Origin of the sequence: Aquirufa aurantiipilula (genome assembly GCF_019923745.1) — a bacterium.
GTDB classification, from domain to species: domain Bacteria; phylum Bacteroidota; class Bacteroidia; order Cytophagales; family Spirosomataceae; genus Aquirufa; species Aquirufa aurantiipilula.
The window spans coordinates 37,121-50,326 of record NZ_JAANOG010000008.1 but is presented as its reverse complement, the minus strand read 5'-3'; the positions used below and the strand labels follow the sequence as shown (position 1 = coordinate 50,326).

At 38.4% G+C, this 13,206-nt stretch carries 8 protein-coding genes; 4 read left to right on the top strand and 4 right to left on the bottom strand.

Going from position 1 to position 13,206, the window contains the following annotated elements; translation table 11 throughout:
- The first annotated feature begins 174 nt into the window (after positions 1-174).
- Positions 175-1,257, top strand: coding sequence for a Gfo/Idh/MocA family protein (locus tag G9H60_RS09900; protein ID WP_223143901.1), 1,083 nt, complete (start codon positions 175-177; stop codon positions 1,255-1,257).
- A gap of 63 nt (positions 1,258-1,320) precedes the next feature.
- On the opposite strand, the gene G9H60_RS09895 is transcribed toward G9H60_RS09900, so the two are convergent.
- Positions 1,321-3,366 carry a S9 family peptidase gene (locus tag G9H60_RS09895; protein ID WP_223143900.1) on the bottom strand — a complete coding sequence of 682 codons (2,046 nt, stop codon included), beginning with the start codon at positions 3,364-3,366 and terminating at the stop codon, positions 1,321-1,323.
- 57 nt (positions 3,367-3,423) lie between these two features.
- On the opposite strand from G9H60_RS09895, the gene G9H60_RS09890 reads away from it, so the two are divergent.
- The 3 genes from G9H60_RS09890 (at position 3,424) to G9H60_RS09880 (ending at position 6,826) form a co-directional block, all read left to right on the top strand.
- Positions 3,424-5,457 (top strand): M13 family metallopeptidase, encoded by a 2,034-nt coding sequence (locus G9H60_RS09890; protein ID WP_262900008.1) that lies wholly within the window; start codon positions 3,424-3,426, stop codon positions 5,455-5,457.
- Between the two features lie 320 nt (positions 5,458-5,777).
- On the top strand, positions 5,778-5,933 hold the full coding sequence (locus G9H60_RS09885) for a tyrosine-type recombinase/integrase (RefSeq protein WP_262900007.1): 156 nt from the start codon (positions 5,778-5,780) through the stop codon (positions 5,931-5,933).
- A gap of 500 nt (positions 5,934-6,433) precedes the next feature.
- The gene (locus G9H60_RS09880; protein ID WP_223143899.1) at positions 6,434-6,826 is read left to right on the top strand and encodes a hypothetical protein; all 393 of its coding nucleotides are present in this window, start codon (positions 6,434-6,436) and stop codon (positions 6,824-6,826) included.
- Positions 6,827-6,981: 155 nt separating this feature from the next.
- On the opposite strand, the gene G9H60_RS09875 is transcribed toward G9H60_RS09880, so the two are convergent.
- From G9H60_RS09875 to G9H60_RS09865, 3 genes are all read right to left on the bottom strand, one after another.
- The gene (locus G9H60_RS09875) at positions 6,982-8,427 is read right to left on the bottom strand and encodes a RagB/SusD family nutrient uptake outer membrane protein (RefSeq protein WP_223143898.1); all 1,446 of its coding nucleotides are present in this window, start codon (positions 8,425-8,427) and stop codon (positions 6,982-6,984) included.
- Between the two features lie 18 nt (positions 8,428-8,445).
- Entirely contained in the window at positions 8,446-11,595 is a 3,150-nt protein-coding gene (locus G9H60_RS09870; protein ID WP_223143897.1) for a SusC/RagA family TonB-linked outer membrane protein, read from the bottom strand.
- A 175-nt stretch (positions 11,596-11,770) separates the two neighbouring features.
- Positions 11,771-13,201, bottom strand: a complete 1,431-nt coding sequence (locus tag G9H60_RS09865; RefSeq protein WP_223143896.1) for a SusD/RagB family nutrient-binding outer membrane lipoprotein — start codon at positions 13,199-13,201, stop codon at positions 11,771-11,773.
- Positions 13,202-13,206: the final 5 nt, after the last annotated feature.

Sequence of the window (13,206 nt, the reverse complement as noted above, 5' to 3'; positions counted from 1 at the left end):
ATGGCTGGGTTTTATTTTCACAAGTATAATGTATTGTTTTGATACAATAAAATTTATTTATCATGATTTTGCGATATGAGCTCCGAAGGGAAGACCAAAGGGGAGAAAACCCGACAGCCCCTTTCGATTTATCCTCCATTCTTTATAATTTCACTATTCAAATCAGCAAGACACATGAGTTCAACAAATAAATTACGTGTATTAGTAGTAGGTTGCGGAAATATGGGAGCCTCCCATGCCATGTCATTTCATACCCATCAGGGTTTTGAAATATGTGGATTAGTTTCCACCGGAGTGAGTAAAGAAAAATTAAATCAAGATTTAGGGGGACAATATGAACTGTATTCAGATTATGAAACAGCATTATCTGTCACAAAACCCGATGCTGTTTGTATTTCTACTTATCCTGATACCCATGAGGCATACTCCATTGCTGCCTTAGAAGCAGGCTGTCACGTTTTTTTAGAAAAACCCATTGCTGATTCCTTAGCTGGAGCTGAAAGAGTGGCTGAAGTAGTTCGTAAAACGGGCAAAAAACTCGTGGTAGGGTATATTCTGCGTCATCACCCTTCCTGGATGAAGTTCATTGAAATTGCCAAAGACTTAGGAAAACCTTTGGTCATGCGGATGAACCTCAACCAACAAAGCCACGGATACATGTGGGATGTACACCGAAATTTAATGAAGAGCCTGAGTCCTATCGTCGATTGTGGTGTACATTACATTGATGTCATGTGCCAAATGACCCGTTCTAAGCCAATCAGGGTTTCAGCTATCGGAGCTAGGTTAACAAATGACATTCCAGCGGATAATTACAATTATGGCCAACTACAAATTCATTTTGAAGATGGTTCAGTAGGTTGGTATGAGGCAGGTTGGGGACCTATGATTTCCCAAACAGCCTATTTTGTCAAGGATGTATTTGGACCTAAAGGCTCAGTTTCCATTGTGGCCAAAGATGCAGGTGGAGAAGGAAAATCCGATTCAGTAGAATCACATACCAAAACAGAATCTCTCCGGGTACATAAATCTGATATTAATGCTCAAAATGAATTTACACAAGAAGACGAATGGGTGAATTTATTGGATGAACCTGATCATCAAGGTTTGTGTGATCGAGAGCAAGCTTATTTTTATGACGCAATCACTCAAAATTGGGATTTAACAGACCATGTGGCTGATGCAGTTAATAGCTTAAAAATTGCCTTTGCTTGCGATGAGTCAGTAAAAACAGGTAAAATGATTGAGCTCAATTAAATAACCTAGCGCATCAATTAATTTAAAAGCCCAAGCAAGTGAATCATGCTTGGGCTTTTTCTATTACTTTAAGTAGGTGGCTAACCAATTTCGAATTTCCTGATAATGAAAACGAGAATTTTCTGCTTTTAGCACCCAGTGATTCTCCTCTGGAAAAACAATCAGCTTACTTGGCACTTTTTGTCGCTGCAAAATACTCCAGTTTTCTAAGGTATTATTAATGGGTACGCGAAAATCATTTTCACCCACAGTTAAGAGAATAGGTGTTTTGAAATTAGCTGCATAGCGCATGGGGTTTTGCTCCTTCCATGTTTTAGTAGGTACCCAAGGTGCACCACCATTCATCAATTCTCTACTATAAACAAAATCCGATGTACCCCACTGTGCTTCTGAATTCACTAAACCGGCATGGGAAATCAGGCATTTAAAATGACTTGTACTTGCCTGCATCCAATTGGCTAAATGCCCTCCATAGCTGGCTCCACCAGCAGCCTGCCGACTACCATCAATAAATGAATATCGCTTGATGGCATCATTAGCTGCATCCAAAATCTCTTGACCTGGGCCTTTAAAAGGATCCAACTGTATATCTTGAGCAAATTTTTCTCCATATCCTATTGAACCCGTATAATCCGTCATGACAATGACATATTCTGTACCAGCCAACACATGTGGATTCCAACGATAACCATATGCATCTTTAAAAGAGGAAGCTGGTCCACCATGCATTAAAACAAATAGCGGATATTTTTTGGAAGGATCAAAAGATGCTGGTTTTATAAGAAAACTTCGGATTTTTTTACCCCGACTCACAGTCCAGAACTCTTCAGGATCTTTCACATCATAGTTTTTCAGCATGGCTTGATTGGCATTTGAAATGGCCACTTCTTTATCTACCCGATGCACAAACACCTCGGCTGGACTTGACATACTATTGTATTGGTAAGCAAATACATTTTCCTGATTGGATAAGGAAACTTGATTAAAAGAACCCTGCTTCCCTCCTAGTACCGCTTGATAAGACCCATCTTGTATTGCTATCTTAATCAAACGATCGACACCTTGGTCTTCAACACTAGCCAAAATATACTCTTTCGAAATCTCCATTTGATTGATAGGTCTATCCAACGTACTTATTAATTCGGTTTTATTGGACATTTCCGGCCAAGAAAAACGGTATAAGTGATTCATTTGATAAAATCTTGTTTGATTCAAAGGTGCTCCTAAGGCGATGGCATATTTTCCGTCTTCAGAAAAATCAATCGAATTATAATCCCCTTGATCATCTACTAAAAGCTTTTCCTTGCCACCCTGAATACTAACTTGATAAATTTTCGAAATCGAATTTTGATAGGCTGTCGTATGAAGGTCTATGGCGGCAGTAAAAACAACGGATTGTTGATCTGGAGCCCAAGTAAAAGATCCCAATTGAAAACCCTTGGATTGAATTAAACTGATACCAGTGAATACATTTTGGATTTGTTGGGTTTTTAAATCGAGCACAAAAACGTGTGACTGTTTTTCATCCAACCAAGTATCAAAATAACGAATGGGAAATCCGGTATAGACTCTGGCTTTATACTTCAGTTTCTTCTTTTCTTCTGCATGCTTTTTATTCAGTGAATCCGTAAACACACCTGGGAACACTTTAGCTGAGAACAACACTTTATTCCCATCAGCATTTATTTGGGGGCTTCCAATACCTAATGAAAAACTACTTACTCGTTGGGCATCTCCCCCATTAGACAAATCTAGCATGTACAATTGTGCAGATTCATCTCCTTCTCGCTTTGCAGTAAAAAACACTTTCCTCTCAGATGGGTGCCAAAAATAGTTGTCTTCGCCAGCCTTTGTCTGGGTGATTTTCCGAGGTGCTTGAGTTCCATCTGACGAAGCCAACCACAAGTCACTTGTATTGGATTCTGAATCATAAGAAACCGACTGTTGCGAATAAATAAGCCATTGACCATCTGGGCTAATTTTAGGAACCCCTACTCGCTTGATAGACATCATCGCTTCGTGGCTCAGCGTTTTCAAAACGGGTTGCTGTGCCCAAGTGGAGTAAACTGAAAAAATCAGGATAAAAGAGAGTGTTAACAATTTGTTCATAGATGAAGTTATATTAATTTGAAATGAATTTAAAAAAATCAACTAACTAAAACGAATATGAAGACTATTTACCAATGTTTGGTAGTATCTGGCTTATTATTAAGTTCAGGAAATCTGGTCGCGCAAAGTCCAGAAAAATTCATTGATAAGGCCAATATGAACACGAAAGTGAAGCCTGGAGATGATTTTGCGGAATATGCTAATGGCACTTGGGTAAAGAATAACCCGATCCCCGCTAAAGAAACCCGATGGGGTAGCTTTAATCAATTAAGGGATTTCAACATCAATGCCGTCAAGACGATTCTTGAAGAGGCCAAATTGAATCAAAAAAATTATCCTGCAGGTAGTATTGAAAGACGCGTAGCTGACTTTTATTCAGCAGCCATGGATAGTATAACGATTGAAAAATTGGGATATACACCCATCAAGGCAGATTTAGACAAAGTAAATGCCATTTCATCTAAGAAAGAAGTATTAGATGCTTTGGCACAATTTAGAATTTCTGGCATGGGTTCTCCCTTATTTGGTTTCGGAGTAGGCCAAGACCGAAAAAATGTAGAAAAAATGGTACCTCAACTTTCTCAAGGAGGTACAACTTTACCCGACCGAGATTTCTATTTAAAATCGGATGTTCGAAGCGCAAAAGTTCAAGAAGTGTACAAGAATTACATCAAAACGCTATTTGAACTTGTAGGAAACACATCTGACCAAGCAAAGGTTAATTCAGCTATTGTTTTTGCTTTGGAAAAGCAATTAGCTTCTGCCCAAATGTCACGCGTAGAAATGCGTGACCCTTATAAAACCTATAATAAATTTGCTTGGAATGAATTTCAAGAAAAGACTAGTGAAATAGATTGGAGCAATTTATTTACTCAAATGAATGTGCCTAAACAAGATTCCATTTTAGTTTCAGCTCCAAAATTTTTCGAAGAAGTTAATCGATTAGTTAAGGATACACCTTTAAATGAATGGAAAGTCTATTTGCAATGGTCCATTTTAAAAGGAGCGGCTCCTAATTTAAGTAGTCCTTTCGTCAAAGCTAGCTTTAGTTTTAATCAATTATTGACCGGACAAAAAGTTCAAACTCCTCGTTGGCAACGTATGTCAAGTTTAACCGATGGCACAATTGGGGAATTGTTAGGACAATTATATGTAAAGAATTATTTCAAACCTGAAGCCAAGGAGCGCATGAAGGTATTGATTGAGAATTTAAGAAAAGCCTTTGAAATCCGTATCCAAAAATTGGATTGGATGAGTGATGTAACCAAGCAAAAAGCCTTGGACAAATTACATGCTTTTACGCCCAAAATTGGCTACCCAGACAAATGGAGAAATTATGAAGGTTTAGAGATTTCTGGTGATCAATATTTTCAAAATTTGAGAAATGCGAGTGCTTGGAGTTTTAAAGAGAATGTAAATCAAGTAGGCAAAAAAGTAGATCGTAGCCGTTGGGGTATGACTCCTCCTACAGTGAATGCATATTACAGCCCTGTCATGAATGAAATTGTTTTCCCAGCAGGTATTTTACAGTTTCCATTCTTTGACCCCAAAGCAGATGATGCGGTAAACTACGGTGGTATAGGTGCGGTTATTGGCCATGAGATGTCACATGGTTTTGATGATTCTGGTAGTAAATACGATAAGGATGGTACCTTACGAAATTGGTGGACCGACGAGGATTTAAATAAGTTTAAAGCTAAAACAGCACTTTTAGGAGCACAATTTGATGCATACACCATTTTGGACACCATTCATGTCAATGGTAAATTAACCATGGGGGAAAACATTGGTGATTTGGGTGGTTTAAATATGGCCTATGAAGCTTTTAAAATGACGGAGCAGGGAAAATCTAAAAAGAAAATAGATGGATTTACTCCAGATCAACGATTCTTTTTATCCTGGGCTCAAGTATGGCGTGGAACTACTTTACCTGAAACAGCGGCACAGTTGATTATCACAGATCCACATTCGCCAAATCAATACAGAACGATTGGTGCGCCTGTCAATATGAATGCTTGGTATGATGCTTTTAAAATCAAACCAGGAGACAAATTATACAAGAAACCAGAAGACCGAATTAAGATTTGGTAATTGATATCCGTTCTTGAATTAAATCGCCCTTGAAAACTCAAGGGCGATTTTTTTATGTCAAAAATTTGAAATATCTATTACTGATTTCTAGAATTGTTACTAAATCTTGAAATTGAAAATTATGTTATAAATCCAAATAGAAACAGCTCATTTAATCTTCGTATTATAGAGGGTCACCAAAATCATCAAATGCAGATTTTACAAGCTAAGGGTAAAAAAGACAGCATTTCACCCCTATCAAGCACTATTTTGATGAGGTTAAAGGAATATTATATAATTAAAAACCCATTACCTATTTATTTAAAGGACGAGAGCCAGGAATGGCATATGATGAAAGAAGCCTAAGCGAAGTGTTGAAGCAAGCTATGGAGAAAGCAAAAATAAAAAAAACAGTTACCTTGCATTGCTTGAGGCATAGCTATGCTACCCAGCTCTTAGAGAGTGGTACAGACTTGAGGTATATTCAGGAGATATAGGACATAGAAGCAGTAAAACCACGGAAATTTACACACATGTTAGAACGAAAAGCTCATAAAACGTAAAAAACCTTTTGATGATTGATATAATTAATATTTAAGAAAAAAATACACATAAAACCACCCACAAGCCAACCAAAATGGGTGTATAAAGGGGGAGTTATTGTACATATATACAAGTTACAAGCAAGTGTAGGACGACCCCTAATTGACAAAAAAGCGGGTTCAATGGTTACTTGAACATTCTACCTCGAATCAAATTTTGTGGTATGTTGACAGTTTAGTGCTCCGAAATCGCTTCTTCACCAAGCCGCAAAACGTTAAAGGCCATAACAAAATAGTCACAAAAAAGACTTATATTCGAAATATGGAAAAGGTCCTAAAAATAACGACTTTAAAGGAAAATAAGTCAGACTTTGCCTATTGGTCGACTAAAAGTTTCAATGAACGTTTAGGCACAATAGAAATCCTCAGACAGCAATACTTTAGTTTAAAAAAAGATGTTCAGCCAAGACTTCAGAGAGTTTGTAGAATTGTTAATCAATCATAACGCAGAATATCTAATTGTTGGAGGTTATGCAGTTGGTGTTCACGGACACCCGCGTTATACAGGTGATCTGGACATTTGGTTGAATCCGACCCCTGAAAATGCTGAAAGAATTTTAGCGTGCGTTAACGAATTTGGTTTCGCTTCCTATGGACTCAAAAGAAGTGTCTTCATGAAAGAAGGTAACATCGTTCAATTAGGATATCCCCCACTTAGAATTGATTTACTGACACAAATTGACGGAGTGACATTCAAAGAATGCTATCAAAATAAAACTCAAGTCGAAATAGAAGGTCTTATAGTTAACTTTATTGGTTATAACGACCTCCTAAAAAACAAAAAGTAATCTGGGCGACTCAGAGACTTAGACGATATAAATAACCTCTCCTGAGAAATTACAGCCTATAACAGTGGCCTTTCGCTAGTCATTTTAATTACACGTGGAAATACAAAAGGGGCTTGCCAATGGCAAGCCCCTTTGAGATTCATTAGGCATCAAACTTAATTTCCGATACCCGGATTAGTTTGTGTTTCTACTAATGGTATTCCATAAATATAACGTGGGTCTGATGGAGGAATCACAGCTCCTGCGCCAAATGAATTGATTGACTCACCTCTGCGTAAGATATCGTTAGCACGGAAACCTTCAGCTAAGAATTCGATACGACGCTCAGTTAAGATTGCCTTTACCACATTGGCTTTTGAATCCAATCCTGTAAATGCATAAGATGGATCAGAACGTTTATGAACAGCAGTTAAGATGTCAATGGCACGATTCAAATTACCACCTTCTGCTTCTGCTTCTGCCAAGTTCAATAATACTTCTGCATAACGGATGTTCGGTACAAAATCAATGTACGGAGATACACCACTAAACTTAGTAGATGATGGAAACTTCGCGATTGAGGTAGTAGCTACGGTCAACTTCGTTTTACGATCATCTGTTGCTGAAAATTGCGGATTACTATAGATACCAGTAGAACCTGTGTTCAAATAATACTCTACGTTACCAGCATTAAAGTAATATCCCAATTGGTTTTGAGTACCTGGTGCGTTAGTTGCATCCATTGGGAAAGAGAAGATGGATTCAGTTGTTGTATAAGGTGCTTTAAATACAGCTGAAACATCGGCTTGCAAGGTATGAGCAACGCGGCTGTTGGATCTATACGGAGCTGTAGCAGAAACAATTTTGTTCGCTTCTGTAATCACACCAGCATAATCTCCTTTGGCTAACAACACACGAGTTTTTAAGGCAATAGCCGAATTTTTGTGTGCACGAGTCGTATTCAATAAAGCGGATGCATAGCTATCTGGTAGCTCTGTTTCTGCCTCATTCAAATCTTTCAAGATTTGATCGTAAACTTGAGCTACGGTACTTCTTGCTAAGTTATTATTAGCTGAAGAAGTTTCACCTTTCAAACGCAAAGGCAAACCTGCCGAAGCACCTTTGTCTAAGATATAAGGCTTAGCAAAGAACTGCACTAAGGAGAAGTAAGTCAAAGCACGAATGAATTTAGCCTCACCACGGTAATTAGCTGCCAAGGCTGTTGAAACAGCATTTGGATTAGCTGCAAGACCTTCTAAAAACAAATTAGCACGGTTGATGGTCAAGTAACCTTGAATCCAGAATCCAGCTAAATAGGTATCAGATGGATCTTGGTTACCTTGATAAGTAGAATAACCAGTTACCGAGTTGGTTGTACGGTTAACAAATTCTTCTGCACGAATATCATTATAGATCAAGTAACGACCACCGAATAAGCTACCACTTTTAGCTGATCCATATAAACCATTTACTTGAGAAAGCACGCGAGCTGGGGAATTAAAAACTGTCGCATCAGACAAGTCTAATTCAGGAACTGCACTAAGAAAATCCTTACTGCAAGAGGAAACTGTCAAAGCTAAAGCGATGGTCAGATATCCTATTTTGTTTGTGAATAATTTCATTTTATATATCCTTTAAAATTATAAACCGATGTTAATACCAAATGTAAATGCTCTAGCTTGAGGAATTGAATTTCTTTCAATACCAGAAGCTAAGTTAGAATCTCCATTGGATGAGATTTCTGGGTCAACACCTTTGTAAGGTGTCAATAGGAACAAGTTCGTTGCTTGTGCATATACACGTAAACTTGTAATTCCTAAACGACTCAAATCAGCTGGAATTTTATAACCTAAAGTAGCTGTTTGTAAACGTAAGAAATCTCCTTTTTGGATGTTAGCATCAATCAAGAATGAAGAACCATTGGATACGTTATCTCCGTAAACTGCACGAGGAATCTCCGTGATATCTCCTTCTTTTTTCCATGAAGTCAATACATCTACTGAGTTATTCCAAACACGTTGGTCACGTAAACCAGCCTGAGATCCGTTGTAGATATAGTTACCTCCAGAGAAAGTAAAGTTCAATCCTAAATCAAAACCAGCATATTTAAAGGTGTTGTTAAATCCACCATAGAATGTAGGTAAAGTATTTCCTAAGATTTGTTGCTCAGAAGATGGAGAAGTTGTAGCCTTACCATCTAACGTAGTCCAAGCTAAAGCACCACCTAAGTGTTGATATTGTACTTTAGTCCCGTCTCTCTTGATGTAAATTCTACGGCCGTTCGCTGGGTTCACACCATCAGTTTTAACTCCATAAATTTGAGCAGCAGAATAACCCACCTTAGTAATAGAGGTTGCCTCTAAACCAGAAGTGTTCGACAAAATAGGCGTATTGGCATCTACTAATGAAGTTACCATGTTTTCGTTGGTAGCAAAGTTCAAGCTCGTGTTCCAGCTGAATTTACCCGAATTGATAGGAGTAGCTGTAATGGCTACCTCAAATCCTTTGTTATACATCGATCCTACGTTAGCTAAGATAGAGTTTCCTGGAATACCTTTAGAAGGAGCTTGAGGAACGTTCAAAATCAAATTGTTGATATCCTTGTAATAGTAGTTCGCTTCTAATGTGATACGATCATTTAAGAAGCTTACGTCAATACCCACGTTCGTTTGTGCCGAAGTCTCCCATTTCAAATCCTTGTTTCCTGCTTGGTTGAAAGATAAAGTTGGAATAGAACCATATAAACCAGAACCAAAAGTAGAATAAGAACCATAAGCGTTAGGTACGTTACCATTACCTACTTTACCATAACTAGCTTTTAATCTTAAATTAGAAATGGTGTTTCCTAAGTCCATGCCTTTGAAGAATTCTTCCTCAGAAACTGTCCAACCTAAAGATACTCCACCAAAATCACCCCAACGGTTTTCAGCAGATAAAGCAGAGTTACCATCACGACGAAGGTTACCACTCACGAAATATTTCCCTTTGAAGTTATAACTCAAATTAGCAAAATAAGCTTCGTAAGCTACTTGCGAGATACCGTTACCTGCTGCCAAGTTAGTTCCAAAGTTTCCTTGGAAATCTGTAAAGAAGAAGTCAGCTAAAGTTTGACGCTGTGCACCCCAGTTCAAAACACGTGTTTTTTGAACATCAGAACCTACGATAGCTGAGATGTTGTGGTTCTCGGCCAAAGTAACATTATACTGTAAGGTATTAATCCAGTTCCAGTTGTCAGAACGCGCTGTGTTGTTGTAAGCATCTCCAGATGTCGACCAACCGTCACCATTGTATGGGTTAAAGAAACGAATGTTCTCTGTATTTCTACGATCCCAAGAGTAAGATGTTTTAGCCGTTAAACCTTCTGCCAAACGTACTTCTGCACCTAAATTGGCGATTAAACGGGTATTTTCTGATGTAATTTTATCTAAATCACGAACAACTGCTGGGTTTGGAAACTGTGCAGGCAATAAGTTGTTCAAACGACCTACAGTATTGTTTTCCAAGTTGTATGAACCATCAGGTAAATAAGCTGGTAGGTTAGGAACCTGAGCGACAGCGATACGACCTAAACCTGAAGTATTGAAAGCACCACCTGCATTCGATCCTGACATAGGAGCTTTGTTGAATGTATTCGAATAATTGAAATTAGCTGTCAACTTCAACCATTTGGTAGCTTGGTGATCCATGTTGAAACGACCAGAACGACGTTGGAAACTATTGCTTCTCAAGAAACCATCTTGATCTGAATAACCACCAGAGAAATAGTAAGTAGTTTTATCATTACCACCAGAAATGGTCATGTTATGATTTTGAGAAACACCCGTTTGATACACTTCTTTGTACCAATCAGTATCGATCAAACTTCCATCTGGATTATAATTCGGCAAGAATGATTTATTCTCTGAATTACGTTGCGTAGAAGTAACAGCATTAGGATTTAATAATAAGGCATTAGCAATAGCCATATTTTTGTGATCCATGTATTGTTGCGCGTTTAACACATCAGGTAAACGAACGGCCTGACTTACACCAGCCCAAGAATCAATCGATACTTTTGCTTTTCCTGATTTACCACGTTTCGTTGTAATTAATAACACACCTGCACCAGCACGTGAACCATAAATAGCGGCAGAAGCAGCATCTTTTAACACGTCGATCGACTCAATATCCGAAGGGTTAATATCGGCTAATGGGTTGTTTGTCGTTGAGTTAGCAGAAACGTTATCTGTACTGATTGGTATACCATCAATGACAACCAATGGAAATGAGCTCAAAGATAAAGAGCTTAGACCACGTACACGGATAACTGGAGGGTTGTTCAACAAACCGTTAGGCTGCGTGATGTTCACACCGGCAGCTTGTCCAGTAAGACCTTGAGAAAAACTTTGAACCGGTCTTTCTGCGATAGAAGCAGCTTTAATGGTGGAAGCAGAACCCGTAAATTCAGTTCTTTTCTTAGTACCATAACCAACTACAACAACCTCACTTAATTGTTTAACGTCAGAAACTAATTGAACGTTAACTACAGAGCGATTTCCAACTGGTACAGTTTGACTAGTGTAACCTACAAAACTAAACACCAAAGAAGCTCCATCGGCAACTTGAATATTGTAAGAACCATCAGCTGAGGTGGTGGTTCCTCGAGTGGAGCCTTTCGCGCTCACACTAACTCCGGGTAATGCACTCCCATCGTCAGATGAGGTAACTTTCCCCGTAACTTGTTTGTTTTGAGCTAAAAGTGAACTGAATACAGTTGTCACTAATACCCCAACGAGTAATAGTTTTTTCATTTTTTTAGTTTGATTAATGAGAAATAAGTTAAGGACCATCCGCTTATAGGCTTTATAATCCGCTCATAAATTAATTCACAACGTTCATATATAAAAATGTTTTCGAGTTTTTTGAACAAAAAAGAGGGGGCTTCTCGCGAAGCCCCCTCTTAAAATTAGAATAATCTAAATTCGACTAGAATTTATCCCAATACAATTTAGTAGTTACAACGTCACCACCAATAGCAGAAGCTGCAGCTGTATAATTAGTGCCGTTCAAAGTTTGCTCATTAGCAGCATAAGTCAAACGAGTTGGGAAACCAGATTTTGCACCTACTGGAGCAGAAATCTTAGGTTGGTCTAAACGACGCAACTCAACCCATCCTTCGTAAGGTCTGTTGTATAATGCAATCCACTTTTGTGTACCGATTTTTTGTTTCCAATCACCAGCAGCAGTAGAATATGCTACAGATTCTTGAGCTAAATAAGCATCAGCATCAGCAGCAGTTCCACCCCAATAGATGATAGAAGCACGAATCGCATTGTTGTAGTGAGACTCAGCAGTACCAGCTACGTTAAATCCTCTTTCTTTTGCCTCAGCACGTAAGAATTCAGTTTCAACATAATCCGCTAACACACATGGTGCAGAAGCGTCAATGATTTTAGTACCAGCACGAGAGAAATCTACGTAAGTGTTTCCTTTTCCAACAATTCCACCAGCGTAAACACCTGCATTGTTTGGAGTAAAGTAAGCACTTGTACGTGGATCATTCCATCCTAATAATTTGTCCATCAAATCTTTTGCAGCGATATAGTCAGAACGACCTCCTAAAACGATATCCACATATAATGGATTTTGGTTAGGCGAAGCAGCCATATAAGTAAACAAACCATTGTCAGCAGCAGCAGAAATAGCACCAGCATCAGAAGCTTCAACGGCAGATTTTGCAACCGAAGCATCTACGTCAGCTTGTACCATACCAATCTTCATACGAAGAGTATTAGCAAATTTCAACCATTTAGCAACTGATCCTTTGTAAATCAAATCTTCTCCAGAAGCAAATCCAGCAGCTGAAGTATTGATTTTAGTTATATCAGCATTCAAACGATTAATCAAATCCGTAGAAACGGTTTTTGCATCATCGTATTTTGGAAATAAAATAGCTGGGTTTAACGACTCAGAGTAAGGAATATTACCGAAAGTATTCACTAGAATACTGTAAGTATATACTTCCATGATATCGATAATCGCTAATTTATTAGCTTTCTCACCTGGAGCTAAAGAAGCATCCGCATTGATCAATTTAGCTGACTCACGTAAATCCGCGATAACATCACGGTACATGGTTGTCCACCATCCTTGAGGAATGTTACGAGTTGCAAAATCATACTGTGCCTCATCTTGATAAGTAGACATAGCCCAGTGACTCACAGTAAAACGGAATACGTTCGTATTCACACTAGGAGAAGCTAAAGAACCAGAAATGGTCTTAACCGCATTCGAGAACAAGGTAGGTGCAGGTACTGCAGCTGGCCTTTTAGTCTCAATATTTAATTGAGAAATATCTTCTGTACAAGCCGATGCAAGGAGCAAAAGTGGTACAAAAACTAAAAATATTTTTTTCATCTTTA